Source organism: Plantibacter flavus (assembly GCF_900177615.1).
GTDB lineage: Bacteria > Actinomycetota > Actinomycetes > Actinomycetales > Microbacteriaceae > Plantibacter > Plantibacter flavus.
On record NZ_FXAP01000006.1, the window covers coordinates 220,294 to 247,191 of the forward strand.

At 69.5% G+C, this 26,898-nt stretch carries 28 protein-coding genes; 17 read left to right on the forward strand and 11 right to left on the reverse strand.

Annotated elements, in window-relative coordinates; translation table 11 throughout:
- Positions 1-61: 61 nt before the first annotated feature.
- Positions 62-1,378: an alpha-glucosidase/alpha-galactosidase gene (melA, locus tag B9Y95_RS17620; protein WP_085513886.1), complete on the reverse strand. Its 1,317-nt coding sequence runs from the start codon at positions 1,376-1,378 to the stop codon at positions 62-64.
- Between the two features lie 140 nt (positions 1,379-1,518).
- On the opposite strand from melA, the gene B9Y95_RS17625 reads away from it, so the two are divergent.
- The 4 genes from B9Y95_RS17625 to B9Y95_RS17640 all read left to right on the forward strand — a co-directional run bounded on the left by B9Y95_RS17625 (position 1,519) and on the right by B9Y95_RS17640 (position 5,077).
- On the forward strand, positions 1,519-2,334 hold the full coding sequence (locus B9Y95_RS17625) for a DeoR/GlpR family DNA-binding transcription regulator (protein WP_085514060.1): 816 nt from the start codon (positions 1,519-1,521) through the stop codon (positions 2,332-2,334).
- Between the two features lie 211 nt (positions 2,335-2,545).
- On the forward strand, positions 2,546-2,893 hold the full coding sequence (locus B9Y95_RS17630) for a GntR family transcriptional regulator (RefSeq protein ID WP_085513888.1): 348 nt from the start codon (positions 2,546-2,548) through the stop codon (positions 2,891-2,893).
- A gap of 80 nt (positions 2,894-2,973) precedes the next feature.
- Positions 2,974-3,969: a hypothetical protein gene (locus B9Y95_RS17635; protein ID WP_085513890.1), complete on the forward strand. Its 996-nt coding sequence runs from the start codon at positions 2,974-2,976 to the stop codon at positions 3,967-3,969.
- 58 nt (positions 3,970-4,027) lie between these two features.
- Positions 4,028-5,077 carry an aldo/keto reductase gene (locus B9Y95_RS17640; RefSeq protein WP_085514061.1) on the forward strand — a complete coding sequence of 350 codons (1,050 nt, stop codon included), beginning with the start codon at positions 4,028-4,030 and terminating at the stop codon, positions 5,075-5,077.
- 36 nt (positions 5,078-5,113) lie between these two features.
- Here the strand turns inward: B9Y95_RS17640 and B9Y95_RS17645 are convergent, their stop codons facing one another.
- The 3 genes from B9Y95_RS17645 to B9Y95_RS17655 form a co-directional block, all read right to left on the reverse strand.
- The gene (locus B9Y95_RS17645) at positions 5,114-5,722 is read right to left on the reverse strand and encodes a hypothetical protein (RefSeq protein WP_123539752.1); all 609 of its coding nucleotides are present in this window, start codon (positions 5,720-5,722) and stop codon (positions 5,114-5,116) included.
- A 233-nt stretch (positions 5,723-5,955) separates the two neighbouring features.
- On the reverse strand, positions 5,956-6,525 hold the full coding sequence (locus B9Y95_RS20480; protein ID WP_143736568.1) for a hypothetical protein: 570 nt from the start codon (positions 6,523-6,525) through the stop codon (positions 5,956-5,958).
- Between the two features lie 227 nt (positions 6,526-6,752).
- The gene (locus tag B9Y95_RS17655; RefSeq protein ID WP_085513897.1) at positions 6,753-7,343 is read right to left on the reverse strand and encodes a TetR/AcrR family transcriptional regulator; all 591 of its coding nucleotides are present in this window, start codon (positions 7,341-7,343) and stop codon (positions 6,753-6,755) included.
- A 122-nt stretch (positions 7,344-7,465) separates the two neighbouring features.
- Here B9Y95_RS17655 and B9Y95_RS17660 point away from each other — a divergent pair, with 122 nt between their 5' ends.
- On the forward strand, positions 7,466-8,143 hold the full coding sequence (locus B9Y95_RS17660; RefSeq protein WP_159453447.1) for a TetR/AcrR family transcriptional regulator: 678 nt from the start codon (positions 7,466-7,468) through the stop codon (positions 8,141-8,143).
- A 32-nt stretch (positions 8,144-8,175) separates the two neighbouring features.
- Positions 8,176-9,843 carry an MDR family MFS transporter gene (locus B9Y95_RS17665; RefSeq protein ID WP_085514062.1) on the forward strand — a complete coding sequence of 556 codons (1,668 nt, stop codon included), beginning with the start codon at positions 8,176-8,178 and terminating at the stop codon, positions 9,841-9,843.
- Positions 9,844-9,914: 71 nt separating this feature from the next.
- Here B9Y95_RS17665 and B9Y95_RS17670 read toward each other — a convergent pair whose 3' ends face one another.
- From B9Y95_RS17670 to B9Y95_RS17680, 3 genes are all read right to left on the reverse strand, one after another.
- On the reverse strand, positions 9,915-10,490 hold the full coding sequence (locus B9Y95_RS17670; RefSeq protein WP_085513903.1) for an SRPBCC family protein: 576 nt from the start codon (positions 10,488-10,490) through the stop codon (positions 9,915-9,917).
- Positions 10,491-10,498: 8 nt separating this feature from the next.
- Positions 10,499-10,759 (reverse strand): DUF6458 family protein, encoded by a 261-nt coding sequence (locus B9Y95_RS17675; RefSeq protein WP_085513906.1) that lies wholly within the window; start codon positions 10,757-10,759, stop codon positions 10,499-10,501.
- A 167-nt stretch (positions 10,760-10,926) separates the two neighbouring features.
- Positions 10,927-11,607 (reverse strand): M15 family metallopeptidase, encoded by a 681-nt coding sequence (locus B9Y95_RS17680; protein ID WP_085513908.1) that lies wholly within the window; start codon positions 11,605-11,607, stop codon positions 10,927-10,929.
- A 197-nt stretch (positions 11,608-11,804) separates the two neighbouring features.
- Between B9Y95_RS17680 and B9Y95_RS17685 the strand changes: the two genes are divergently transcribed.
- Both B9Y95_RS17685 and B9Y95_RS17690 read left to right on the forward strand, forming a co-directional pair.
- Entirely contained in the window at positions 11,805-12,530 is a 726-nt protein-coding gene (locus B9Y95_RS17685; RefSeq protein WP_085513911.1) for a response regulator transcription factor, read from the forward strand.
- Positions 12,527-13,681, forward strand: a complete 1,155-nt coding sequence (locus tag B9Y95_RS17690; RefSeq protein WP_200811436.1) for a sensor histidine kinase — start codon at positions 12,527-12,529, stop codon at positions 13,679-13,681. The genes B9Y95_RS17685 and B9Y95_RS17690 overlap by 4 nt, the downstream gene beginning before the upstream one ends.
- Positions 13,682-13,761: 80 nt before the next feature.
- On the opposite strand, the gene B9Y95_RS17695 is transcribed toward B9Y95_RS17690, so the two are convergent.
- Both B9Y95_RS17695 and B9Y95_RS17700 read right to left on the reverse strand, forming a co-directional pair.
- Complete coding sequence (locus tag B9Y95_RS17695) at positions 13,762-14,214, reverse strand: hypothetical protein (protein ID WP_085513913.1); 453 nt, start codon at positions 14,212-14,214, stop codon at positions 13,762-13,764.
- 200 nt (positions 14,215-14,414) lie between these two features.
- On the reverse strand, positions 14,415-15,086 hold the full coding sequence (locus B9Y95_RS17700) for a FadR/GntR family transcriptional regulator (RefSeq protein WP_085513916.1): 672 nt from the start codon (positions 15,084-15,086) through the stop codon (positions 14,415-14,417).
- 279 nt (positions 15,087-15,365) lie between these two features.
- Between B9Y95_RS17700 and B9Y95_RS17705 the strand changes: the two genes are divergently transcribed.
- From B9Y95_RS17705 to B9Y95_RS17720, 4 genes are read left to right on the forward strand one after another with little or no spacing between them, the layout of a single operon-like run.
- Positions 15,366-16,400 (forward strand): sugar ABC transporter substrate-binding protein, encoded by a 1,035-nt coding sequence (locus B9Y95_RS17705; protein WP_085513919.1) that lies wholly within the window; start codon positions 15,366-15,368, stop codon positions 16,398-16,400.
- Positions 16,397-18,202 carry a sugar ABC transporter ATP-binding protein gene (locus B9Y95_RS17710; protein WP_085513922.1) on the forward strand — a complete coding sequence of 602 codons (1,806 nt, stop codon included), beginning with the start codon at positions 16,397-16,399 and terminating at the stop codon, positions 18,200-18,202. Before B9Y95_RS17705 ends, B9Y95_RS17710 begins: the two co-directional genes overlap by 4 nt.
- Entirely contained in the window at positions 18,199-19,227 is a 1,029-nt protein-coding gene (locus B9Y95_RS17715; RefSeq protein WP_085513924.1) for an ABC transporter permease, read from the forward strand. Before B9Y95_RS17710 ends, B9Y95_RS17715 begins: the two co-directional genes overlap by 4 nt.
- Positions 19,224-20,315 (forward strand): ABC transporter permease, encoded by a 1,092-nt coding sequence (locus B9Y95_RS17720; protein WP_085513927.1) that lies wholly within the window; start codon positions 19,224-19,226, stop codon positions 20,313-20,315. The genes B9Y95_RS17715 and B9Y95_RS17720 overlap by 4 nt, the downstream gene beginning before the upstream one ends.
- 334 nt (positions 20,316-20,649) lie before the next feature.
- Here the strand turns inward: B9Y95_RS17720 and B9Y95_RS17725 are convergent, their stop codons facing one another.
- Positions 20,650-22,641, reverse strand: a complete 1,992-nt coding sequence (locus B9Y95_RS17725) for an aldo/keto reductase (protein WP_085513929.1) — start codon at positions 22,639-22,641, stop codon at positions 20,650-20,652.
- A gap of 96 nt (positions 22,642-22,737) precedes the next feature.
- Here B9Y95_RS17725 and B9Y95_RS17730 point away from each other — a divergent pair, with 96 nt between their 5' ends.
- From B9Y95_RS17730 to msrA, 3 genes are all read left to right on the forward strand, one after another.
- Positions 22,738-23,844 (forward strand): LacI family DNA-binding transcriptional regulator, encoded by a 1,107-nt coding sequence (locus B9Y95_RS17730; protein ID WP_085513931.1) that lies wholly within the window; start codon positions 22,738-22,740, stop codon positions 23,842-23,844.
- Between the two features lie 92 nt (positions 23,845-23,936).
- Positions 23,937-24,584: an MOSC domain-containing protein gene (locus B9Y95_RS17735; RefSeq protein ID WP_085513933.1), complete on the forward strand. Its 648-nt coding sequence runs from the start codon at positions 23,937-23,939 to the stop codon at positions 24,582-24,584.
- Positions 24,585-24,734: 150 nt separating this feature from the next.
- Positions 24,735-25,283: a peptide-methionine (S)-S-oxide reductase MsrA gene (gene msrA, locus B9Y95_RS17740; protein ID WP_085513935.1), complete on the forward strand. Its 549-nt coding sequence runs from the start codon at positions 24,735-24,737 to the stop codon at positions 25,281-25,283.
- A gap of 61 nt (positions 25,284-25,344) precedes the next feature.
- On the opposite strand, the gene B9Y95_RS17745 is transcribed toward msrA, so the two are convergent.
- Positions 25,345-25,554: a hypothetical protein gene (locus tag B9Y95_RS17745; RefSeq protein ID WP_124767435.1), complete on the reverse strand. Its 210-nt coding sequence runs from the start codon at positions 25,552-25,554 to the stop codon at positions 25,345-25,347.
- 220 nt (positions 25,555-25,774) lie between these two features.
- Between B9Y95_RS17745 and B9Y95_RS17750 the strand changes: the two genes are divergently transcribed.
- Both B9Y95_RS17750 and B9Y95_RS17755 read left to right on the forward strand, forming a co-directional pair.
- The gene (locus tag B9Y95_RS17750) at positions 25,775-25,996 is read left to right on the forward strand and encodes a hypothetical protein (RefSeq protein WP_085513937.1); all 222 of its coding nucleotides are present in this window, start codon (positions 25,775-25,777) and stop codon (positions 25,994-25,996) included.
- Positions 25,997-26,095: 99 nt separating this feature from the next.
- Complete coding sequence (locus B9Y95_RS17755; protein ID WP_234994164.1) at positions 26,096-26,791, forward strand: LON peptidase substrate-binding domain-containing protein; 696 nt, start codon at positions 26,096-26,098, stop codon at positions 26,789-26,791.
- The last annotated feature ends 107 nt before the right edge of the window (positions 26,792-26,898 follow it).

Below are 26,898 nucleotides of genomic sequence, written 5' to 3' on the forward strand. Positions count from 1 at the left end.
GGTGGTCGTCTCCTGTGTCGATCGTTCGGGAAGGAATCGGTTCGGCGGTACTTCGGGTCGGTCAGATGCGGTCGGCGGGGATGATCTCCCGGAGCGGCTCCGGCAGCAGCTCGCCGTGCGCGGTGACGAGGTCGTTGCACAGCTCCCAGATCTGCTCGGGCGTGAGGGTGGACGAGGCGTTCGGGTCCATGAGGACCGCCTGCCGGATGAGCGTCGGATTGCTGGTGCGGGCCGCCTCGATCGTGAGCTCCGCGACGGAGACGTACGGGCGGTTGAGCGCGGCGCACTGCACGGGCAGGGCACCCATGGGCTGCGGGGCGATGCCGTTCCCGTCGACCTGGACGGGGACCTCGACGACGGCGCCCTGCGGCAGGTTGTCGATGAGGCCGCGGTTGACGACGTTCCCGTGGATGAGTCGCGGGGTGTCGGTCACGAGCGAGTGGATGAGCTGCGGCGCGTACTCGCTCGCCTCGTCCTCGAGGGTCAACGGAGTCCCGGCGGCGAGGGCGGCCTTCGTCGCCTCGAACTCCGCGACGTTCTCCTCGCTGATGCCGAGGTACTCGAGCGGCTGGAGGCGGAAGCGCTCGACCTGCTCGGGGGAGCGGAGGAACCAGGACAGGTACTCGGAGGAGTGCTCGCTCGTCTCGGTGGGGTAGTAGCCGATGCGGCGGAACATCTCGACGCGAACGCGGCGGCTGAGCTCGGGGTCCTCGCGGATGCGGTCGCGCAGGGCCGGGTAGAGGTCGCGTCCCTCGTGGGTCCACTCGAGCAACCACGACTGGTGGTTGACGCCGGCGGCGCGGTAGCTCGTGCCCTCGATCGGCACGCCGACGAGCTCGCAGAGGTCGTTCACCGTCCAGAACACGCTGTGGCAGAGGCCGATCGCGCTGATGTCGGGGGCGACGACCGACGCCCACCAGATGTTCATCGCCATCGGGTTGGTGTAGTTCAGGAGGTGGGCGTCGGGGCAGATCTCGCGCATGTCGGCGGTCAGCGCCGAGAGCAGCGGGAAGGTGCGGAGGGCGCGGAAGACGCCGCCGACGCCGGTGGTGTCGCCGATGGTCTGCAGGAGACCGCGGGCCGCCGGGATCTCGAGGTCGGAGACGGTCGCGCGGATGCCGCCGACCTGGACCATGTTGATCACGAAGTCCGCACCGGCGAGGGCGCGGCGACGGTCGGATTCCGCCGAGATCGTCGCCCGGCCGTCGAGGCGTTCGTCGACGTGGCGGGCGGTGCCCTCGGCCACCGCGAGGCGTTCGGGGTCGATGTCGTGCAGGACGATCTCGAGGCCGGCGAGGTCGCGGTAGCGGAGGAGGTCGGCGATGAGTTGGCGGGTGAAGACGACGCTGCCCGCCCCGATGAAAGTCACTCGTGTCATGGAGTGATCATCGACTACAGTGATCGAACCGAGCAAGAACTTGATCGGAAATCGACTCAAATGCTCACTTTCGCTGAGCAACTGGTGTCGGGTCGACCGATGCGGGCGCCGAGCGCCGGACGATGATGACGGAGGTCACCATGCGAGGACCCACAGTGGCCGAGCTGTCGCGACACGCGCCATCGGGGAAGCGTAGCCAGCGGATGCGCGACATCCTCGCGCTGCTCGCCGTCGACGACGTCGTGGTCCCGATCGACGAGCTCACCGAGCGGCTCCAGGTTTCGGCGCCGACGATCCGGCGCGACCTCGCCGACCTCGACGACCTCGGTCTCGTCCTCCGCACCCACGGTGGGGCTCGGGCGATCGAGGCGCGTGACGAAGTGCCTGTCCGGTTCCGAGACACGCAATTCCGTGAGGCGAAGCGGCGGATCGCGATGCGGGTGGCGGAGATGATCCCGGCGGGGCCGTACGCGATCGCGTTGAGCGGTGGCACGACGACCGCGGCGGTCGCGAAGGAGCTGACGAACCGGTCGGAGCTCACGATCGTGACGAACTCGCTCACCACGGCGACCGAGATCGCCTCGCGGCCGAACCTGCAGGTGATCATGACGGGAGGCCTGGTGCGCTCCTCGTCGTTCGAGGCGGTGGGGGCGCTCGCCGAGAACACCTTCAGCGCGATCAACGTGGGCACTGCGATCCTCGGGACCGACGGCATCAGTGCGCAGGGCGGTGCGACGACGCACGACGAGCGCGAGGCGCGGACGAACCTGGCGATGGTGCGGCACGCGCAGCGGGTCATCGTGGTCGCCGACGGCTCGAAGGTCGGGAGGGTCACGCTCGCGCGCATGGCCGAGTTGGGGCAGATCCACGACCTCGTGACCGACTCCTCCGCCGACCCCGACGAGCTCGAGCGCCTCGCGGCCGCGGACATCGCCGTGCACGTCGTCGCCCTCTGACCGGCCCCTCCCTCCGCTGTGGCTTGTGCCAGCGCGGTGCGCTGACGTGAGCGCGGGTCTGCCGCGTGAGCGCTGGTCTCTGGAGGGGCGCGCTCGCGGTTGCGGGGTGCGCCCGTGCCGAGTGGCGCACACTCGCGTCAGCGCACCGCGCCGACTTCAACCCCACGGATGTCGCGGTCACGGGCGGCATTGTTCTAGTATCATTGCAAACATGTTGTTCCGCGTCGATCCCACCTCCGCGGTCTCGCTCGCCGAGCAGATCGCGGTGCAGGTGCGCTCCGGCATCGCGACGCGCGCGCTGGCACCGGGGGAGCGCCTCCCGCCTGCCCGCGACCTCGCCCGAGCACTGCAGATCAACATGCACACGGTCCTCCGCGCGTACGGAGAGCTCCGCGACGACGGGCTCATCGGGATGCGACAGGGCCGCGGTGCGTGGGTGAATCAGGATGCAGCGCCGGGCCTCGTCCGGATCAACGAACTCGTCGACCAGCTCGTCACCGAGGCACGCAAGTTCGGGATCTCACCGACGGACCTCAGCCGGATGATCGAACGCACCTGACGATCCCCGGCGCCCACCTCGCGACCACGTCGGCCGTCACCACCGACGATCGGACCACCTCAGCAGCTCAGGGGGAGCGCATGCACGACACCACCACCACACCGCCACCGGCAGCACCTGCGCGCGGACGGATCCTGCTCGCCGGCGTCGCCATGGCCGTCCCGGCGATCGCGATCGCACTCACCCGGCTCGTCTGGGGCGATGCGATCCCCGTCGACGTCGCCTCGCACTGGTCGGGCACCGGGGCACCGGACGACTCCCTGCCCGCCGCGGGCGTCTTCCTCGTGACGCTGATCATCGCGTCCGTCGCCGCGATCGCAGCCATCATCCTGCTCGCCCTGCCGAAGCCGGACATGCGCACCAAACGCATGATCGTCCTCTTCATCGGCATCGCCGCCGGGTCGGCCGCGTCCGTGTGGATCATCCCCACCTGGCTCACCGTGCAGGCGGGATCGGTCGACGGCGCAGTACTCGGGTGGTGGATCGTCCCGCTCGCCGCGTGCTCGCTCTGGGGCGTGATCCCCGCCGTGATCCTGCCGGCTCAGCCGCTGCTCGCCGGTGCCGCTGCACGACCGGCGCCGATGGACCTCGGCGAGACCGAGTTCGGTGCCTGGAGTCGGAGCGTCACGGCCATCATGTTCCTGTGGCTCACGCTCGCCCTCGTCGCGATCGGCGCCGTCGCCTACACGCCGATCCTGCTGGGTGGCGAGTCGGGCGTCGCGATGTTCGGTCTGTCGATCCTCGCGGCCGCGACCCTCCTCTGCGCCTCCTTCATCCGCCTCCGCGTGAGCGTGGACTGGCGTGGCCTCCGCGTCGTCTCGCTCTTCGGCATCCCGATGAAGCGCATCCCCCTCGACCAGGTCGACGTCGTCGAGGCCACCGACATCCGCCCGATGGACTGGGGTGGCTGGGGGTACCGGATCATGCCCGGCCGCTCTGCCGTCGTGCTGCGCTCCGGGCCAGGACTCGTCGTCACGAGCACCTCTGGCAAGCAGTTCGCGATCACGATCGACGATCCCGAGGAACCCGCCGCGCTCCTGCAGGCGCTCGCCGCCCGCGCCGGCTCGCGCGTCTGACGTTGCACCGCGTGACGAACCGGACGTCGAACCTGTCGTGAAGCCGTACGGTGAATTCATGAGCGAAGCACCCCTGGCCACAGCGCCGTCCACGACCGCGTTGCCCTCGACCACGATCGGCGCGGGCGACACCGCCGCGGAGGTCGGCGCCATCGGGTACGGCGCGATGTCCATCGCCGGTACCTACGGGGCGATCGCCGACGCCGATGTCACCACCATCCTCGACGCCACCCTGGCGAGCGGCGTGAACCTCATCGACACCGCGAACGTCTACGGCGACGGCCGGAGCGAGGAACTCCTCGGCCGGTACCTCGCGGGGCGCCGCGACGACGTCTTCCTCGCGTCCAAGGTGGGCATCGTCACCGGCGGCGGCATCGGCAAACGAGGGATCCGCGGCGACCGTGCACACCTCCACGAGCAGATCGACGGGACGCTCAGCCGCCTCGGCACCGATCACCTCGACCTCTACTACCAGCACCGCGTCGACCCCGACATCCCGATCGAGGAGACGGTGGGGGCGCTCGCCGAACTGGTCGCCGCGGGCAAGGTCCTCCGCATCGGGCTCTCCGAGGCGACGGGCGACGAACTTCGACGTGCGCACGCCGTGCACCCGATCGCCGCGATCCAGTCCGAGTGGAGCATCGTCAGCCGCGACATCGAGACCTACGTGGTCCCGACTGCGGCGGAACTCGGCGTGACGGTCGTCGCGTTCTCCCCGCTGTCGCGCGGGCTCTTCACCGAGGACTTCACGGCCGAGACGGTGCCACTCGGTGGGACGCGAGCGAACTTCCCGCGCTTCCAGCCCGAGCACCTCGCTGCGAACCTCGAACTGGCCGCACGCTTCCGCACCCTCGCCCGCCGCATCGGGACGACCGCGGAGGCGCTCGCGCTCGCCTGGGTGCACGATCGAGGACAGCAGCTCGGTGCACGGGTCGTCTCGATCCCCGGCACCCGGAGCGTCGCGCACCTGCATGCGAACCTCGAGGCGTTCCAGGTGGACCTGTCGGACGAGATCCGAGCCGAGATCGACACCTACGCCGACCAGGTGAGCGGACCTCGCTCGGCCGACCCGAACTGGGCGTCGGGCGGTCGCGAGGGGCTCATCTGATCGGGACCGGCCTCGAGCACGGTTCCGGTCAGGCGGTCAGCACCCGATGGCTGGTTTGCCGGGGCGGCAGGGTTTGTCGACGCCGACGGTCGAGTTGCGGACGATCTGGACCGTGTGGGGTTCTTCGGTCGGGATCGACAGGGTGCCGACGACGGGAAGCCACCCGGTGTCGCCGATGCGGTACTCGGCGGCGTACTCGACTTCGACGGTGATGGTCTTGGTCCCGACCGTCGTGTAGCGGTGGCTGGTCGGGGTCTTGGAGAACTCGGCCAGTCCGAGGGCAGCCCACGAGGATCCACCGGTCCGGGTCGTGGTCGTGTCACCGTCGCCGTCGCCGTAGTCGAAGGTGAAGCCGACGGGGATGAAGTTCACCTCCGCGACCTGGCCCAACAGGGTGCCGGTGCGGGTGTGGCCGGAAGCACCTGCGATGACGTTGGTGTGGAGCCCGCGGACACCCCAGGCGGCGGGTTCGGTCGTGACCGTGGGTGCCGCGGGGGCGAAGCTGGCGACGTCTCGGATCGTGACGGGCTGCGCGGCAGGTGCTGCTCCGAGGTCGGTGCCGAGATCGCCGGGCGTGAAGGTGTAACACTCGTCCGGCCGCATGAGGCTGCAGACCGTCCGCTCACCGTTAGGCCCGTCGGTCACACCGGGCGGAAGCTCGGCTGAGCCGCCTCCTTCGTGGTCGCCTCCGCCTGTTCCGCCGCCGGAACCACCGCCTCCACCCGAACCGGGTTGCTCGATGCTTCCACCGATATCGACGGACCCATCACTTGAACACGCTCCGACCCATTCGCTGCCGGTGCACGAGGCTGCAAGCGCCGCTGGTGACAGGGCAAGACTCAGTGTCCCGATAGCAACGGCCACAACTAGCGTAGAACTCAGTTTTCGCATGATGATCCTTCCGATAGAAAGTCCCGACTCGTCAGAACGAATCGCTGCTGACCCTCGTTCCCCGGTCCGATGGCGATAGACCACGTGCGCGTTGACGGACGGTCTGTCTCGACGACCGAATTCCCGTCGCCGTCCAAGACCTGAACGGCGGTGAGGTCCATGCACGCCCGAGCCAAGGCGATGACGCCGGCCGCGTCGGGCTGGGGGTACCACTCCTGTAGCTGCATGGATACGAGGGTCGGAGCGCCGGTCAGAGACAATCCCTGTGTCGACAATTCGGTGAGATTTTCGTGCTCAGCATCCACGAGTTGTCCGCCGACGATGGCGTTGATTCGGTCGACGTCCACGCCACCCTCAACGAGAATTGTGTTCGAGATGTCAAGGAACTCCTGATACGTCTCCGTCACTGCAGCCAGTGCCTGTTCCTCGTTCTCGAAGACCGGCGGAGTCCTGCTCGGAGCGGGAGCCGGCTCGGACGCAGTGCATGCGGTGAGCGCGAGGAGTCCCACCGCTAGTGCGAGTGCGGAGGTGGTTCGAGGTAAGGAGGTCGTTGACATTCCTCGACGCTACGGCCGGTCGAGGAGGCCCCTCGGGTTATCCACAGAGCAAATATGCCTACACCGACATATGCCGCGCAACTGGCCCGTGTACCAGCGCGGTGCGCTGGCGTGAGCGCACCCCAGGGGACGTGAGCGCGGGTCTCCGGAGGGGCGCGCTCACGTCAAGGACCCGCGCTCGCTTCAGCGCACCGCGCTGGCGTCAGACCCAGGCCCAGGCACCAGAGTCAGGAGCGGCCGAGCCACCATGCGGGGGAGGCCGCGATGACCGTGCGGGCCGCGGCGTCGATGTCGTCGAGGTCGCCGGATCGGAGCCACTCCTCGATCGCCGCGACCGTGCCGGCGCCGGCGTAGGCCACAAGCATGCGCACGTGTCGCTCCGGCGTGATGCCGTCCTCGCGAGGTGGGGCGATGTGCGGGTGCCGATCGAGGTGGTGCGCGAGCGCCTGCTCGATCCGCTCGGTGAGGGCGTCGCGCAGGGGTCCGATGAGCCGGGGGTGCATCGAGTTCCGGTAGATCGTCGCGTGCTCGGCCACATGGCGCAGGAGGTCACGCTCGGACTCGTCGAAGACGCTCAGCGTCGAGTCGCTGTGCGCTGGCAGATCAGCGTGCGCACGGAGCGTCTCGTCCAGTTCCTCACCGAGCACGTCGGCGAGCAGGCGGACCGGTGTCGCGGCATGACGGTAGAAGGTGTCGCGCGTGATCCCAGCCACGCGGGACACCTCCGCCACGGTCACCTGATCGATGCGCTTCGCCGCCGCGAGGGTGTGGATCGCGTCGCGGAGGGCACTGCGTGTTCGTGCCTGACGGGGGTCCATGCGTTCACTCTAGTGAGGCCCGACCGGGCGGCTCGTGCGCCAAGTTGCACCACGGCACGGAGAGTGCAATACTGCACTTCGTGATGCAGAGTGCAACTTCGACGAATCGACTGTCCGACCGGATGGCAGCCACCGCCGCGCGCCTGACGACCGTGTCGCGTCGACTCACCGCCACCCAGGGGCTCACCGGCTTCACGATCGAAGAACTCTGCGAGGAGGTCGGTGTCTCGCGCCGCACCTTCTTCAACTACTTCCCGAGCAAGGAGGACGCCGTCCTCGGCGTCGACGAGACCGAGGAGACCGAGCGGTTCGCCACCGAGTTCCTCGCGCTCGGCTCGCGGGGGTGGCGCGCCGTGCTCGACGACTTCATGCTCATCGCGGCCGGCCACGCGGAGCGGTCCGGATTCGGCCTGGCCGAGCACGTCGACTTCCACGCCGCCCTCGAGCGCGAACCCAAGTTGCTGGTCCGATTCATGGGCCTCAACCGTGAGCGCGAGCAACTGCTCGTCGAGCTCATCGCCGTGCGGGAAGGCGTCCCGGCAGACGACCCGCGTGCCCGCGCCTGCGCCGACCTGTTCGGGATGGCGATCAAGACGACGATGGCTCGCGTCTTCGGCAGCGGCGTCGCCGACCTCGCCCAGGGCGGGGAGTTCGACATCGTCGGCTCCATCCGCGACTGCCTCGCGACATATCGCACCATCCTCGAGCCCGATGACCCCGCCACCGTCGAGGCCGGACCCACCGACGCCGCGCCCCAGAACCCCCACACGAACCCCACTCCCCGAAAGGACCTCCCGTGACCGCCGCCACCGCTGCACCCGCCGAGGGCCCGATGCTGCTCACCAAGCGCCGCATCTGGATCATCTTCGCCGCCCTCATCGCGGGCATGCTGCTCTCCAGCCTCGACCAGACGATCGTCTCCACCGCTATGCCGACGATCGTCGGACAGCTGGGCGGCGTCGACCACCAGGTCTGGCTCACCACCGCCTACCTCCTGGCGACCACGATCGTCATGCCCGTCTACGGCAAGTTCGGTGACGTCCTCGGTCGTCGTCGGCTCTTCCTCGTCGCGATCGCGCTGTTCACGATCGCCTCCGTCGGCTGTGCGTTCGCGGGTGACTTCACGCAGCTCATCGTCTGGCGTGCCGTTCAGGGCCTGGGTGGCGGTGGCCTCATGATCCTGTCGCAGGCGATCATCGCCGACATCGTGCCCGCCTCCGAGCGCGGCAAGTACCTCGGCCCGCTCGGTGCGGTGTTCGGTCTCTCCGCCGTCGGTGGTCCGCTCCTCGGTGGCTTCTTCGTCGACCACCTCACCTGGCAGTGGGCGTTCTACATCAACATCCCGGTCGGCATCGCGGCCTTCGCGATCGCGTTCTTCACGCTGAAGCTGCCGAACAAGAAGGCGACCGCGCCGATCGACCTCCTCGGCGTGATCTTCCTCTCGGCGTTCACCACCTGCCTCATCTTCTTCACCGACTTCGGTGGCGACGCCGCGCACGGTTGGGGTGCCATCGAGACCTGGATGTTCGGCATCGGCATGCTGCTCGCCGCGCTGCTCTTCGTCATCACCGAGGCGCGGGCCAAGGACCCGATCATCCCGCTGTCGCTCTTCAAGAACCCGACGTTCATCAACGCGACCGCGATCGGCCTCACCCTCGGCCTCGGCATGTTCTCGGCGATCGGCTTCGTGCCGACCTTCCTCCAGATGTCGTCCGGCACCTCGGCAGCCGCATCGGGTCTCCTCATGATCCCGATGATGGTCGGCCTCATCGGCACCTCGATCGTCTCGGGGAACCTGATCACGAGGACCGGTCGCTACCGGATGTTCCCGGTCATCGGTACGCTCGTCACCGCCGCCTCCATGGTCGCGTTCACGACGCTCACGGCGGACACCCCGATCTGGCTGATCTGCGTCTTCCTGTTCTTCTTCGGCGCCGGCCTCGGCCTCATCATGCAGGTCGTCGTGCTCGTCGCCCAGAACTCGGTGGACGCGTCGATGGTCGGAACCGCGACCAGCACGAACAACTACTTCCGTGAGGTCGGTGCGTCGCTCGGCGTGGCCGTGTTCGGCACGATCTTCACCACGCGGCTCACTGCGAACCTCACGGACGTGTTCGCGAGTTCGGGAGCCAGCGCGGGGGACGCCTCCAATGCGGCGGCGACGATCGACCCGCAGACGCTCAGCCAGCTTCCGCCGGGCATCCGCGACGGTGTCGTGACCGCCTACGCCGACGCCCTCGCCCCGGTGTTCTGGTACCTGCTGCCGTTCATCGGAGCGGCCTTCCTGCTGTCGTTGTTCCTCAAGCAGATCCCGCTGTCCGACGTCGCCGGCCTCGTCGCCCGCGGCGAGGCGGTCGGTGGGGACGAGGCGGAGTCGCTCGAGGCTGCAGCGCGCGGCAAGGTGCTCGCCTCCGCGAACGGCAGCACCTCGACCGACCAGGTGAGCGGCCCCGATGGCGCGCCGTCGTCGATCACGGCGCCCGAGGAGCGCGAGCGGTAGCGGAGCGGACAGCAACACGCCGGCCCCGGGACACATGGTCTCGGGGCCGGCGTGTTGCTGTCTGGCGACGGCTAGCCCTTCGGGGAGACGACCTTGATGCGGGAGTGACCCGAGGGGCCGCCGGTCGACTCGATGCAGGTCTTGAACGCCTCGAGCGTCCCGCGCACGTCCCGTCCGGCGAGCCCGAGCGCGGCAGCGGTCCGCTCCACCGCGGACACCGGCTTCCAGTGCACCGTGACGTCCACGCGGGTCTGCTGCTTGTCGATCGCGTCGAAGGTGGCGTCGCCACTGAACCAGACGTCGCCCTCGATGGTGCGCCAGACCAGACGCTCTTCGGGGAGTTGCTCCAGGATCTCGACGAGGAACTGCCGCGAGAGTTTGCTGATCGCGACGGTCCAACGACTGTAGACCTCGCCGGTCAGCTTCACCTCGCGCACAGCCGGCAAGAACTCCGGGTACGACTCGAAATCCACCCACTGCTTGTAGACGGCGGCGATGGGGAGGTCGACGACGATGCTGTGCTGCACGGTGGACACGCCGTCCTCAACCGCGCGGGTTCGCTTGGTCTGCTCCTCGCTCTGCTGGCCGGGCGTCGTCTCGTCGTCCATCTCGGCTGCTCCGTCACCGCGTCGGGTCAGGCGGGCCATCCAGTCGTTCAGAGGACCGGACCGTCGTTGTCGGTCGTGCTCCGTCGGGTGACGCGTTCGCCGCTGTTCGGGTCGACGGCTGAGCGCGTGGTCGACGAGACCTGGCGGTGACGCAGCATGAGGATCAACGAGATGAGGAACACGACGGCACCGGCCGCCATGAGGATGTACCCGATCATCGTGAGGTCGACGGCGGGCACGTCGACGTTGATGGCGAAGGCCAGGATGGCGCCGATGACCACCAGTGCGATTCCAGTTCCGATACCCATGACGGACTCCACTTCTCTCGGCCTTCGCGGTCCCGAGCGGCAGGCTCGAGCAGTGCAGGTCCCGCGACCGACTCAACCCAGTATCGGGGTGATCGCCGCCCGGCAGACGGGGGTTGTGGCGGCGGAACGCGGGGGAGTAAGGGCGCCTGGCTCGAGCGGCACCGACTTCATCCGGCGTCGGGCAGGAGGTCCGGGCACTCGCCGCCGGGGACGGTGGCCAACTCGAAGTGCCAGATCTCGTTCGCGTAGGTCTGGCAGAGGCCGTAGTCGGCGCCGTGCTCGATGAGCCAGTAGTCGGCGTCCGTCGCACCGATGTCGACGGCCGCCCCGCGCGTGTGCGAGGAGCCGTCGGGCGTGGCGACGTACTGCCGGGCGGCCGCCTCACTGCCGTACTGGAGGATCGCCTCGTCGAGCAGGTGCTGCTGGTACGCCGTGCTCCGCCAACCGGAGCTCACGTACAGCGCGATGTCGTCTTCCGTCGCTGCGTCGGTCGCCTGCTGGACGGCCTCCAGGAGGTCGGGGTCGAGGTTCGCGATGGCCGGGAGCCCGGTGTCGTAGGCCGAGTACCGGTTCTCGTCCAGCACGCCGTCGTCGGCCCCGAACGCGCCATCCGTCGTGGCCGTGGTTCCGTCACTCGCGTCTCCGGCCGGTCGCTCGGCCAGCGCGGTGATCCCGCGGGTGATGGTCGGCGCGACGCCCGTGCACGCGACCAGGGCGATCGCGGCGGTGAGGGCGACGGCCGTGGCGGTGAGGATGACGACGGCTCGGTTGGAGCCTCTGCGGGCGACGGTGCTCCGTCGGCGCGGGTGCCGGTGCGGCTGCTGCTGGTGCTGGATGTCGTGCTGCATGGTTCCTCCTCGGTCGGTCGTCGGTGTTCGGCACGCGATGACCAGGCCCCCAGTCCAGCTCGACGGCGGTTGCGCGGGCGTCGGCCCATCACCAGACGGTTCCGAAACACCGCGCCGCCTACGATCGACACGACGCCCATCGCGGGCGCCGGAGCGACGCCATCGACGCGTCGTCCGTCCCGAACGCCGGAGGTCCCATGCGTGTCCTGATCGCCGAGGACGAGCAGTACCTCGCCGAGAGCATCCTCGAGGGCCTGCAGCACGAGGGGCTCGCCGCCGACCTCGTATTCGACGGCGACACCGCGCTCGAGCGGCTCGCCGTCAACGCCTACGACGTCGTGGTGCTCGACCGCGACCTCCCCGGCACGCACGGCGACGACGTCTGCCGCTGGATCATCGCCCAGGAACTGCCCTGCCGGGTGCTCATGCTCACCGCTGCCGCCGACCTCGACGACAAGGAGAGCGGCTTCGAGATCGGCGCCGACGACTACCTGACGAAGCCGTTCGAGCTGCGTGAGCTCGTGCTCCGGCTCCGGTCACTGGCGCGCCGACCCAAGGCGTCGCTCCCGCCCGTCCTCGAATACGCCGGTGTGCGGCTCGACCCGTTCCGCCGCGAGGTGTACCGCAACGGCCGGTACGTGCGTCTGGCGAAGAAGCAGTTCGCGGTGCTGGAGATCCTGCTCGCGGCGAAGGGCGGCGTCGTGAGTGCCGAAGAACTCCTCGAGCGCGCCTGGGACGAGCACGCCGACCCGTTCACGAACGCCGTGCGGGTGACGATGTCCACGCTCCGGAAGGTGCTCGGCGAGCCGTGGATCATCCATACCGTGCCGGCCGTCGGCTACCGGGTCCTGCCGCCAGGTGAGGCTCCCGCTGAGACGAGCGGTGCGGACGCCGACGACGAGGACGACGAGGTGGGCGCATGACCGCCGCTCCGGCCGTCGGTGACAACGCCCGGCCGACGTGGATGACCGCTCGCGTCAAACTCACCGCGACCTATGCCGCCTTCACCGTCGTGACGGGACTCATCGCGCTCATCGTCATCAACGTCATCATCTGGCGGTTCCCCAGCTATCCGCTCGCGCCCGCCGACGACAGTCGACAGCTCTCCGCCATCACGCGCGGCGAGATCCGCGATTCGCTCATCAACTACTCGATGCTCGCACTCATCGCGATGGCCGTGATCGGCACCGGCGTCGGCTGGATCGTCGCCGGACGGGTCCTGCGGCCGCTGCGGGACCTCAACGCGGCCGTGCGAGCGGCGGCGGAGGGTTCGCTCGACCACCGCATCGCGATGACCGGTCGCCGCGACGAGTTCCGCGAGCTCGCCGACCGCTTCGACGACATGCTCGCGCGCCTGGAGCAGTCGTTCCTGACGCAGAAGCGGTTCGCGGCCAACGCCTCGCACGAACTGCGGACACCGCTCGCGACGATGAAGATGCTCATCGAAGTCGCCCAGGCCGACCCGGAGGGTCGCGACGTCGGCCGCGCGTTGCGGCGGCTGCACGAGACGAACGAGCGGGGGATCGCGATCGTCGAGGCGCTCCTGCAGCTGAACCAGCTCGACCGCCGACCGCTCGTGACCTCGCCCATCGACCTTGCAGCGGTGGCTCGCGACGCGTCGCAGCTCATCTCGCCGGAGGCCGCGGACGCCGGGATCACGATCTCGTCGACCCTTCGGAGCGCATCCGTGCGCGGCAACCGCGTGCTCCTCCAGCAGCTGTTGACGAACCTGCTGTCGAACGCCGTGCGATACAACAGCGGTGCGGACGGTTGGGTCTCGGTGTGGGTCGGACCCGACCCGCAGGCGCCGGGACGCGCCGTCGTCGTGGTCAGCAACTCGGGGCCGCTGCTCGACGAGGCCGAGGTGGCGCGGTTCGTGGAGCCGTTCGACCGGCGGGACGCGCGGATGGCGCGGGCTGCCGGTCGCGACCGAGGGAACGGTCTCGGGCTGACCCTGGGTGCCCGCATCGTTGAGCTGCACGGCGGGTCGCTGCGGCTCGCGCCGCTGCCGGCGGGTGGGCTCGAAGTGACGGTGCTGTTGCCGGCTCACGACGCCGACCCGGCCGGAGCCTGACCGCTGAACGACGGAACCTCGAACGACGGAACGGCCGACCGATCACGGGATCGGTCGGCCGTTCCGGCTGGGTGCGGAGGTCACTGCACGGCGCAGGCCCTGGCCTCATCGAACAGGTCCTCCGGCAGGTCCCATGCGCCGTTCGCATCCGGGTCCGGGACGTCGAACCCCTGGTCACGCAGGCACTGGGCGCGGAGCCGGAGCTCGTCGGAGATCTCGGTCTTGCTGAGCTGGTCGGGGTTCGCGGGCGGCGGGCCGAGTTCGTCGGCGCAGGCGTCGTAGGCGGTGTTCATCGCCTCGTCGCCGTCGAGGGTGATCGCGGTGCCGGGTTCCGGGTCCTCGACGTCGAACCCCTGGTCGCGCAGGCAGCCGGCGAGAGAGATGGTGTAGTCGTCGAACGCCTCGGCGTAGGAGTCGGCGGTCGACGGCGATCCACCGCTCGACGGGGCTTCCGCCGATCCGGAACAGGCGGTGAGCCCCAGCATGAGGGCGAGGACGGGGACGGCGAAGCCGAGGGCTGTGGGTCGGCGCATGGATGGACCTTTCTGACGGGTGACCGGTGTCGGTCACCTGGCCATCCCATCAACCCGCCTGTTCCGTCCTCGTCTCCCGATCACCAGACGTTCCCAACACCCCACTCCTGCCCGCGAACTGTCACCAACTGCTAGTTAGAGCGGCCCGGACTAGCAGCAAGTGACAGTTCGCGGGCAGGGGGCAGGGGGCAGGGGGAGGGTCACATCGAGCGGCGGAGCCAGCTTTCGACGCCGGAGACATGGACCGTGACCAGCGCACGGGTCAGTTCGGTGTCGCGCTTCTCGAGGGCGTCGACGATCGCGTGGTGCTCCTGCAGCGTGCGCGCGACGGCCTTCTCCTCGGTGAGGCCGCGCCAGATGCGGGCCCGGACCGTTTTGCTGCCGAGCGCGGCGAGCAGACTCGCGAGGTAGGCGTTGCCGCTCAGCTCGATCACGCGGGCGTGGAACTGCAGGTCGTGCGCGACGAGTTCCTCGACCGTCGTGGACTCGTCGACCTCGTCGACCATGCTGCGCAGCTCGGCGATCCGCTCGTCGTCGAGGTGCTGGATCGCCATCACCGACGCGGATGGTTCGAGGATGCGGCGCACCTCGAACATCTCGATGAGGGAGGCGTCGGCGTGCATGTCGATGACGAACGACATCGCCTCGTGCAGCAGGCTCGGCTCCAGCGTCGTGACGTAGGTGCCGTCGCCGCGGCGGACGTCGAGCACGCGGATGAGCTCCAACGCCTTCACCGCCTCGCGGAGGGAGCTGCGGGAGAGCCCCAGGGTCTCGCTGAGCTCCTTCTCCGGAGGGAGGCGCTGGCCGGGTGTGAGATCGCCGGCGACGATCATCGCCTGGATCCGCGCGATCGCCTCGTCCGTGACTGCCATGCGACCCCCTGCTCGAGCGAGACGGTCACCGCTCGCACCGCCTCGCGCCATGATACATCCGACGTTTCCGCGGGCCGCACCCCGACCGGCCTCCACGCACCGGCGACACCGGGCACCTTGTGTTACGTCAGGTTGAGCGCCCTCTCGCGGCCCGTCCGATCACTCCCTACTGTTGCTGCAACCCGACGTCCCGGTGCGCCCGACCGCACCGACAGCGGACATCGGCACGCTCCACCACCCCCAGCACCGTCCCGCACCCCACCGTCATCTGGAGTCCCCATGCGTCGTCGATCGCGCCTCGCGCTGTCTCTTGTCACCCTGGCCGTCGTGGTCGGCCTGGCCACCGGTTGTTCGCTCAAGCAGTCCTCGTCCAGCGAGTCGACGAGCGGCGCCGCTGCCAGCTCGGCCGCCTCCGACGTCGACGTCCCATCGCTCAAGGGCAAGACCGTCGGCGTCGCCGCCAAGGACGTCGTCCGCGACTTCGGCCGCCTCACCTACCAGGGTGTGCAGGACCGCCTGGAGGAGTTGGGCGCCAAGGTCGTCGCCACCCAGGCCGACGCACAGGACGACAAGCACCTGGCCAACGTCGAGAACCTCGTCTCGCAGAAGGTCGACGCGATCGTCGTCATCCTCGGCGACGCGACCACGCTCGCCCCGGCGCTGCAGCAGGCGAAGGACGCCGACATCCCGGTCTTCACGATCGACCACGCCAGCGAGAACTCGGTGAACAACATCGGTTCCGACAACTGGCAGATCGGCTCCACCCTCGCCCGCACCCTCGCCGAGGACATCGGCGGGAAGGGCAAGGTGCTCGTCTTCAACGGTTTCTACGACGTCACCCCCTGCCAGATCCGTTACGACGAGTTCAAGCTCGTGCTGAAGAACTACCCGAACATCGAGATCATCGAGCCCGAGCTGCAGGACATCTACGAGGGCACCATCGAGGACGCCAAGCAGAAGACGAACGACGCGCTCACCCGATACCCCAAGGGCGAGATCTCGGCCGTGTGGTCGTGCTGGGACCTCCCGGCGATCGGTGCCTCGCAGGCCATCGACGCGGCGGGCCGCGATGAGATCAAGGTCTACGGCGTCGACGCCGAGCCCGGAGCGCTCGACCTCATCCAGGACCCCGACTCGGTGTACCAGTTCACGGTCGCGCAGCAGCCGACCCTGTTCGGGACGACGAGCGCGAACAACGTCGCCCTGTACCTCGGTGGCAAGCAGGACGAGGTGCCGCTGAGCACCTACCTCGACGCCGTGTTCATCGACAAGGCGAACGTCGCCGACGAGCGCAAGCGACTCGGACTGGAATGACGCACGACACCTCGTTCGACGGTCTGACCGCCCAGCGCTCGCCGGGCGGTCGGCCCGGTGTCGCGACGCCGGAAGCCTCGGCTCCCGCCGTGAGCATGCGTGGCATCGCGAAGGACTTCGGCGGCGTCCGGGTGCTGGACGACGTCGACCTCGAGGTGCACCCCGGCGAGGTCGTCGCGCTCGTCGGAGAGAACGGCGCGGGCAAGTCGACGCTCATCAAGATCCTCACCGGCCTCTACACGGCGAGCGAGGGCACGATCGAGATCGACGGCGAACCGGTCGTCATCCGCAACCCGGGCGACGCCGAACGCCTCGGTGTCCGTGTCATCCACCAGGACCGCCACCTGGCCGGTCGACTCACGGTCGCGGAGCAGCTCTTCCTCGGGTCGCGCTCCGCGTTCCTCACCGGCCGGCAGCTCGACCGCCGCGCCGAGCGCGAGCTGCTCGACCTCGTCGGGCTGGACGTACCGGGCAAGACCCTCGTCGACGAGCTGAGCGTCGCCGAGCAACAACTCCTGCAGCTCGCGATCGCAACGATCACGCGCCCACGGGTCCTCGTGCTCGACGAACCCACCGCACCGCTCGCCGCCGGCGACGTCGAGCGACTGTTCCGCACCGTCCGGACCCTGCAGAGCCAGGGCGTCGCCGTCATCTACATCTCCCACTACCTGCAGGAGGTGCGCGACATCGCGTCCCGCGTCGTCGTCCTCCGCAACGGTGAACGCGTCGGCGCGCTCGACCTCGCCGATCCCGGCGCGACCCTCGACGCCATCGTCCAGCTCATGGTGGGGCGGAGCGTCGAGGAGTTCGGCGACCGCGAACGGATCGTCGTTGACGCCGGTGCCGAACCGGTGCTCGCGATCGACGGCCTGACGGTCCCGGAACGGCTCCACGGCGTCTCGATCGCTGTCCGTCCGGGCGAGATCGTGGGCGTCACGGGTCTCGTCGGCTCGGGCCTCGAAGAGTTGGCCGACGCGGTCACCGGCTTGCGTGCGCACGGCGGAACCGTGCGGCTCGGCCGGGCGACGATCCGCTCGCCGCGGGCCTTCGTCCGGGCCGGTGGGGCGTACGTGCCGGCGAACCGCCACCGCGACGGCATCCTGAACCGTCAGTCCGTCCGCGAGAACCTCACGCTCGCCGCGCTCGACCGCATCACCGGGCTCGGCGGCATCCTGCGTGGTCGACGCGAGCGGGAGATCGCCGCAGACCTCGTCACGAGACTCGACGTCCGGCCCGCGAACGACACCGCGGTGGCCGGGAGCCTCTCCGGCGGCAATCAGCAGAAGGTCGTGCTCGGCCGGTGGCTCGCGGCCGGGTCGACGGTGTTCGTGCTCGACCAGCCGACCTCCGGCGTCGACATCGGGTCGCGTCAACAGATCTACGCGGAAATCGACGCCCTCGTCGCGCAGGGCGCCGGCGTCCTGCTCGTGAGCGTCGACCTCGAGGAACTGATCGGGCTCGCCGACCGCGTCCTCGTGCTGTACCGCGGCACGATCCGGACCGAGCTGCCCCGATCGCAGGCCACCGCCGACACGATCCTCGCCTGGTCGACGGGCGCCGCCGAGGTCGCGTCCACGCCGCCGGCCGCCTCGGTCCCACCGGTCCCAGAGCTTGTCGAAGGGCACGAACCGCTTGTCGACGGGCCCACCTCGTCAACCGATGCGGATCCTGACAAATTCACCGCCCCGGTCCCTGAGCTTGTCGAAGGGCCCACGTCGTCGACGCAGGCTGATCCCCCGAGGTCTGCCCCGTCGGCAGGCCCTGGAGGCGGCACACTGCCCACCCGAGGAGCCTTCGCATGACCGCCCTCTCCGCTCCACCCGTCGTCCCCGGGCAGACGCCGTCGGCCGCGGCCGAGTCCGCGACCAAACGTCGCCGTCCGGTCTCCCGGTTGGGACTCATCGGCTACGCGATCGTCGTCATCGAGGTCGTCGTCTTCGCGGTCGCCTCGCCCGGCTTCCTCGACCCGGCCAACCTGGCGACGATCCTCACCCAGTCGGCGGTCTACGCGATCGCGGCCTTCGGACTGTCCATCGTCGTCGTCACGGGCGGTGAGGACGTCGTCCGCGGTGGCATCGACCTCTCGATCGGCGCGGTCCTCGGCTTCTCCGGCGCCCTCGTCGCGGTGCTCCTCCAAGCCGAGCTCGGTCTGCCGCTCGCGCTGCTCATCGGGCTCGGAGCCACGGCGGTCATCGGGCTCGTGAACGGTCTCGTCGTCGTCGCCGGTATCCGCCCGCTCCTCGTCACGCTCGCGATGATGAGCATCGTCACGAGCCTCACCATCGTCATCACGAACAACGTCAAGGTGCCGGTCTCGGACGCCGGGCTGGTCTGGTTGCGGAGCGGACACGTCGTCAGTGTCCCTGCCGCGGTCGTCGTGCTGCTCCTCGTCTTCGCGGTCGTCGCCGTCGCCACCGGGCGCACCAGCTGGGGTGTGAAGAACGCCGCGGTGGGGCAGAACCCGACGGCCGCCCGGGTGGCCGGGATCGACGTCAACCGCCACATCGTCGTCAGCTACGTGCTCGCGGCGGTCCTCGCCGGGATCGCGGGCGTCCTCATGACCAGTCGGTTGTCCGCTGCCCTGCCGGGGATCGGTGAGCAGTCGCTCATCGACATCCTCCTCGCGACGTTCCTCTCCATCGCGTTCTCCCGCCGGCTCGTCGTCACGATCACGGGGACGCTGTTCAGCGCCGTGTTCGTCGCGATCCTCACCAACGGCTTCAGTCAGCTCGGCGTCCCGAGCCAGTGGATCGGCATCACCAAGGGTGTGCTGATCCTGCTGGTCCTCGCGGTCGCCGCGATCCGCGAACGGAGCGTCAAGCGATGAGTGTCGACACGCACACGCAGTCCTCCGCCACCACCGGAGTCTCCGTCCCGAACGCCGGATCGGCTGGACCGGGAGGCGGCGATGACCAGCGTCCCCGCGGTCCGCTCTCGAGGCTGACGGTCCGTGGCCTCGGCGCCGCGGTCCCGCAGGCGCTCGCCCCCGCGGTGCTGGCGGTGTTGCTCATCGTGTTCGCGGTGCTGTCGCCGTCGTTCCTGACCGCCGACAACCTGCTCGGGGTACTCAACCAGAACGCGCTCCTCCTGCTCGCGGCCGTCGCGATGACGGTCGTCGTCCGCGCAGGCGGCATCGACCTCTCGATCGGTGTCGCCATCGACCTCGCGGCGCTCACCGCGTCGGCACTCCTGGCCGACGACTACGTGGCCTGGGTGGCGATCGTCGGTGGTCTGGTCGTCGGCCTGCTCGTCGGGGCCGTGAACGCGTTCCTCATCGTGGTGCTGCGCATCCGACCGTTCCTCGCGACGCTCAGCGTCTGGTTCATCGGTGGTGGCGTGCAGCAGGTCGCGACCGACGGCGGGTCGCCCATCTACCTGTCGCGGAGCAGCGTGCCGGACGAGTTCGCGTGGTTGGGTGCCGGAACCGTGCTCGGTGTCGCCGCGCCGATCGTCGTCGCCGTGCTCGTGCTGATCATCGTCTGGGCTGCGCTCGAACGGAGCCGCTGGGGTCGGGTGCTGACCGCGGCGGGGGAGCAGCCGACGGCGACCCGGATCTCCGGGCGGCTGGCGGGGACGTCGATGGCGACGGCGTTCATCTTCGCTGCCGGGATCGCGGCCATCGCCGGGCTGATCCTGGCATCGCGGAGCCAGGGCTTCGTCGCGAACAGCGGTCAGCTCTACGTGCTCGACTCGATCGGTGCGGTGTTCATCGGGACGACGCTCAGCCGGACCGGGCGACCGAACCTCTTCGGCACGCTCGTCGGGGTGCTCATCTTCGCGTTGCTGACGAACGGGATGAACCTCATCGGCCTGTCCTTCTACTGGCAGGGTCTCGCCCGCGGTGTCGTCCTGATCCTGATCCTGATCCTCGGTGTCCTCCTGGCGCGCGACCGCGCCCGCAAACCCCTCACGTGACGCCCATCCGAGTCCCGCTGTGGTGGTGTGGGGTGGGTTGCGCCAGCGCGGTGCGCTGACGCGAGCGCGACCCACACGCGTGAGCGCGGGTCTCTGGAGACCCGCGCTCACGCCCATGCCCCGCGGCGAGGCCCAGCGCACCGCGCTGGCGCCGGGTCCCACATGGCCGGGCGTCACCCCGCGCTCGCGCCAGCGCGGTGCGCTGACGCGAGGAGAAGTGACTCGGCGTGGGCGCGACCCACACGCGTGAGCGCGGGTCTCTGGAGACCCGCGCTCACGCCCATGCCCCGCGGTGACGTCAGCGCACCGCGCTGGCATCACCCGAAGGAACGGATCAGACCCGGAGGTCGAGCCAGGCGACCTGCTCCGGGGTCAGCTTCAGGGACAGGGCGTCGGTCGACGAACGCGTCTCCTCGATGGACCGCGGCCCGATGAGGGCGAAGGTCGGGAAGTCCTGCGCCAGCACATAGGCCAGGGCGATCGCGGTCGGTGCGACACCCAGCTCAGAGCCCAGCTGCCGGGCGCGGGCCAACCGCTCGAAGTTGTCGTCGCTGTAGTAGCAGCGCACGAGATCCGGGTCCGACAGGTCCTCGGGCTCGGCACGCCCGGTGAAGAAGCCGCGCGCCTGCGACGACCACGGCAGCAGCGGCGTCTTCGTCTCCTCGAGCCACGCGCGGCTCGTCGGATCCGTCACCTCCACACATCCTGCCCACGGCACGTCGAGGGCGCGAGCGAGACCGAAGTGGTTGCTCAACGCCGCGAAGCCCCGCTTCCCGTTCGCCGCCGCATAGGCGTTCGCCTCCTCGAACCGCTCGATCGACCAGTTTGAGCCACCGAACGCACGGATGCGACCGGCCTCGGCGTGCTCGTTCAGCACGTCGACGAACTCGCCCACCGGCACCTCGACGTTGTCGCGGTGCATCAGGTACAGGTCGAGGTGGTCGGTGCCGAGCCGGTCGAGGCTCTCGAACAGCTGACGCGAGATCGACTCCGGGTCGCAGAACGGCGTGTGCGCACCCTTGCCGATCACGACGACGTCGTCGCGGAGGCCACGGTTCGCGAGCCAGCGTCCGAGCAACTGCTCCTGCAGGCCGTCGCCGTACAGCCAGGCCGTGTCGAAGGCGTTGCCGCCGCGCTCGAAGAAGTCGTCGAACATCGCCGACGCGTGCGACAGGGTCTGCTGGTTGTCGACACCCATCACGAGCCGCGAGATGTCGCGGTCGATGCCGGCGATGCGACCGGTCGGCATCGGGAGCTCGGCGCGTACGGCGAGCGGCCGGCCGGAACCGGTCGGGATGTCGGTGTCGATCGACTCGAACGGGTACTCGAGGCCGACCGCCTCGCGCCAGCGGTCGAGGGTCGCCGCGTTGCCGAGCGAGTCCGCCCAGCGCATCTGCGGCGCCTGACCGGCGTCGGCGAACGCAGCGACTGCGTCGGCCTGGATCGCGTACTGCGGTGCCCCGGGGATGTGGATCGACTCCGTGCCCGAGATGGTGCGGACCTCGATCGTCGAGCCGTCCTCGACCGACGGCAACCACGGGTCGGACACGATGATCTGACCGGTCGAGCCCGTGACGATGACGCGGTTGTCGTCCTGCACGCGCACGCCGCTCGTGACGTGCGCCGTGATGCCAGACGGGAAGACGAGCGACGCGCTGGCCCACTCGTCGACGCCGGTGGAGCCGATGGTGCCGTTCCCGGTGACCTCCGTCGGGTCGGCGAACGGCGTGCCCACGGCGGCGCCGGCGATGAGCCGCGCGATGGAGACCGGGTAGCCGCCGACGTCGAGGATGCCGCCGCCCGCCAGCTCCGGGTTCATGAGCCGGTGCTCGGCCGGCAGGTTCGCGGCGAACGCGAAGGACGCCTCGATGTGCTCGACCTCGCCGATGGCGCCGGACGTCACGAGTTCGACGAGCTTGGCCGTCTGCGGGTGGAAGCGGTACATGAACGCCTCGGCGAGGTACACGCCGGCACGACGGGCGGCCTCGATCGCGAGCATCGCACCGGCGCGGTTCACCGAGAGGGGCTTCTCGCTGACGATGTGCTTGCCGGCTTCCGCCGCTTCGATGACCAGCCGGACGTGCTCCGTGTGCGGGGTCGCGATGTAGACCGCGTCGACGTCGGGGTCGGCCAGCAACTCGGCGACGGAGCCGTATCCGCGGACTGCAGCCGTACCGTCGCCGAAGCGCTCGCCGAACTCCTCGGCACGCGACGCGTCACGACTGGCGACGGCGGCGAGTCGACCGGTGCGACTCGCGTGCAGCTCGGTCGCGAACCGTTCGGCGATCGTTCCGGGTCCGATGATCCCCCAGGCGACGTGTTCCATATGGTGGTGCTCCTCAACGTTGATCGGCGGTGCGATGGTCTGTGGCGAACGTCACCGTGAACGTTCACGGTGTGAGCGTATCAGTACGATGTGACCATGACCAGGCCCCGCGACGATCACGCTCCGGCGCGAGCGACGATCATCGACGTCGCCCGGGTCGCCGGTGTCTCGCGCCAGACCGTGACCCGCGCGCTCAACGGGATGCGCGACGTCAGCGACGCCACCAGGCAACGGGTCGTCGAGGTCGCGGCCTCGCTCAACTATCGTCCGAACCGCGCCGCGCAGCACCTGGTGAGCGGCCGGACGACGACGCTCGGACTGGTCGTCGACGACCTGCGGAACCCCTATTACCCGGAGCTCGCGGCCGCCCTCGTGCAGCAGGCGGCCGAGCGGGGATGGACCGTGTTGGTCGCCGAGGTCGGGGGAGCGGCGAACGCATCGGGCGACCGGCCTGCCGCCGCGGATCGTGGACCGGACCTCCCCGCCGCGGAACGCGCGCAGCTCGCCGAACTCGCACGGCAGGTCGACGCGGTCGTCGGACGCAACGGCGCGGACCACGGAGCACTCCAGGGCGCCTTCGCCACGATCCCGTTCGTCTCCCTCGGCGACCACCGCTCAGACGAGTCCGAGGCCGGAGCGGACCCGTCCGGCTCGGAACCCGCGCTGCAGGTGGCGGGCGTCGACATCGACTTCGAGGACGGCATCCGGCAGGCGCTCGCCCATTTCATCGCGACCGGGCGCCGGTCGATCGCGATGATCGACGCCTCGGCGGAACCGTCCGGACGACGTCTCGCGTACCGAGCGTTCCTCGAGGAGCACGGCTTGCCGTGGTCGGAGGCGTCCGAGACCTGGGCGGAGGACACCCACCAGGGCGGGGTCTCGGCCGCCCTGCGGTGCCGCGCCGCGATGCCCGACGTCGACGCCGTGCTCGTCTTCAACGACGTCATGGCGGTCGGCGTGCTCAAGGGACTCGCCCGTGCCGGGGTCGGCGTGCCGGAGGACGTGGCCGTCATCGGCATCGACGGACTCGACCTCGGTCGCTTCGTCACCCCTGAGCTCACGAGCGTGGCCGTCGACAAGGGCGACATCGCGCGGCACAGTCTCGAACTGCTCGACGGCATGATGTCCGGCACGCTCCCGCTCTCGGGGCCGTCCGTCCGACGCTCGGTGGGTGTCTCGCTCGTCGTCCGCGAGTCCGCCTGAGCCAGTCCGCCTGGCCGCTCCGCAGGGCCCCCGCCTGAGCCGCACCGGCCCCATCGTCCGGACGGTCGCGGAGGACACGGCAGACTGGTCCCATGTCTGAACTCCTCGCCCTCTGTCGCGTCGAAGCCCTCCAGATGGACGACGGCTCGATCGGTGTCACCGCGATCGACAAGCGGCCCGTCGACGAGCCGCTGCACGTGCGGCCGATGGGGCTGTACGGCGACGTGCAGGCCGATCGCAAACACCACGGCGGTCTGACGAAGGCGCTCTACGCCTACGCCGAGGAGGACGCGCGGTTCTGGGAGGGTGAGCTCGGTCGGGAGATCACGCCGGGGCTGTTCGGCGAGAACCTCCGCACGCAGGGGCTCGACGTGAACGGTGCCGAGATCGGTGAACGCTGGCGGATCGGCGACACCCTCGTCGTCGAGGTGACCTGCCCGCGCACCCCGTGCGGCACGTTCCAGCGGCGCCTGGGCGAGCCACGGTGGGTGAAGCGCTTCGCCGACGCCGCACGGCCCGGTGCCTACCTCAAAGTGCTCAAGAGTGGGACGGTGCAGGCGGGCGACCCGATCGAGATCGTCCGACAACCCGGCCACGGCGTGACGATCGCCTCCTGGTTCGCCGCGGCGGACGAAGCGCAGGCGGTCACCCTCGAGCAGTCGGAGCAGTCGGGCGCCGTGGTGCTGGCCCCCGAGATCCATGAGTCGATCAAGCAGCTCCGCCGCAAGCGGACCGTCTGAGGGCTGCCGTCGCGTCCGCACACCTGTGCGACCGCTGAGTGCAAGCCCCGGCCGGAACAGCCCGGAAGCGGACGCTGTTGCATACCATGGAGCCGAAGACCGGAGCACGCGGGGACCCCGCACGGTGCTCGGCACGAAGGAGGAGTCACGATGAGTGCAGCAGACGAGCAGAGCACGACGACCGAGCGCGCGGTGCTGGCCGGCGGATGCTTCTGGGGCATGGAAGACCTCGTCCGGAAGATGCCGGGCGTGAAGTCGACGCGCGTGGGCTACAGCGGTGGCGACGTCGCCAACGCCACCTACCGCAACCACGGCACCCACGCGGAGGCCCTCGAGGTCGTCTTCGACCCGAGCAGGCTGTCCTTCCGCGAGCTCCTGGAGTTCTTCTTCCAGATCCACGACCCGTCGACGAAGAACCGTCAGGGCAACGACGTCGGCATGAGCTACCGCTCGGCGATCTTCTTCACCTCGCCCGAGCAGGAGCGCGTCGCACGCGACACGATCGCCGACGTCGACGCCTCAGGGCTCTGGCCCGGCAAGGTCGTCACCGAGGTCGAGCCGGTCTCCGAGTTCTGGGAAGCCGAGCCGGAGCACCAGGACTACCTGGAGCGCATCCCGTGGGGCTACACCTGCCACTTCGTGCGCCCGGGCTGGAAGCTCCCTCGCCGTGCCGAGGTCGCGGAACAGGCCACCGCGTAAGCACGTCCACGGCGCCCGGCACTTCGGTGTCGGGCGCTGTCCTGTGCGTGGACGGGCAGGCTCAGACGCCGTCGGCGCGCGAGGAGTTGACGGCGTCGGAGGCCAGTCGTGGCGCGAACCGCGGGTCGAACTGCAGCGGTGGATCGTCGGGTGATGCCAGTGACGGCTTGCCGAGGCGGACCCATTCGAGGTACTGGAGATAGGGGTCGGACCCGGCATCGACCGGCGCATCGACGATGCGCTTGCGTCCCCACGGCCACTTCCACCCCACGATCAGCATCCTACGGACGGTTCCTGAAGATCCGCGGACCATCGCGCCACGATCTCGCAACGATGCCTCCAGTCGTCGGTGGCATTCGCTTGACGGATAGAAAGTTGTCCACCAGCCGTCGGTGCTGTCATGATGAAGCACGGCGGAGATAGCTAGACGGTCGAGATACTTCGAGGGTTGTCCGGACCCGGTCGCTGCATCTGCCGAGAGAGGTCGTTCCATGGGCTCCACCGGCAGCGAGACGTCCGAACTCCGCCGCGCCTGGGTGGAGCAGCTGGCGGCCGACCGCTTCGGCGTCTTCGAGGGCGACCGGCGGATCGGGTTCATCGACGTGGACTGGCCGCTGCACGTCGCCCTGCGTGGGGCCGACTACGAGACGGCGGTCGAAATCGATCGGGCGATCCGGTTCGACCAGGCGCTGCGAGCGGTCCTCGGCGACTGAGTCGCCTCCGGTGTCCGGCGACTATGATCACAGCACGGTTCGGGTGGACGGTCCGCCGGGCGGTAACCGGTGGGACCTGCGAGACGGAGGGAGAGTGACATGACCGACTCCTTCAGTGCCGAGCCGTGGGCATCCGGCCTCCCGGTCCTCGAACTGCCGATGTTCCCACTCGGCTCCGTGCTGTTCCCGCACATGCCACTCGCCCTGCGGCTCTTCGAGGAGCGCTACCTCACGATGCTGGCGCACCTCCTCGAGGCGGAGGATCCGGCGTTCGGCGTGGTGCTCATCGAGCGCGGCCGCGAGACGGGTGGCGGTGAACACCGGTTCCGCACCGGGACGGTGGCCGAGATCGTCGAGGTCGACGGCGGCGAGGGGTTCGTCGCGGTGATCGCCGAGGGCGGCCAGCGGTTCGAGGTGACCGACTGGTTGCCCGACGACCCGTACCCGCGCGCCGAGATCCGCGCGCTCGAGGACCTGGAGTGGGACGAGCGCTGGGAGCGGCTGCGGGACGAGACCGAGGCGGCGGTGCGGCGTTCGCTCGCCGTGGCCAGCGAGTTCAGTGAGCAGCAGTGGGCCTCGGTCGTGGAACTCGCCGACGATCCGCTGGAGTCGTCGTGGCAGCTCGCGGGCATCGCCCCGGTGAGCGAGATCGACCAGATGCGGTTCCTCTCGGCCGGTTCGCTCGAAGAGCTGCTGGTCGGTGTGCGCGATCGCGCCACCGAGGCCGGCGAGGCGTTCATCGCGGGCGGTATCGCCGACGCGGACGACGAGGACTGGGACGTCCTCGGCGGCTGAGCCCCGAAGTGGCACCTCGACGAGCTCGGTGGCCGGGCACACTCGGCCACCGGAAGCTCGCCTCCCGCTCCGCCGCTCGCCGAGCCTCCCGCTCCGCCGCTCGCTGG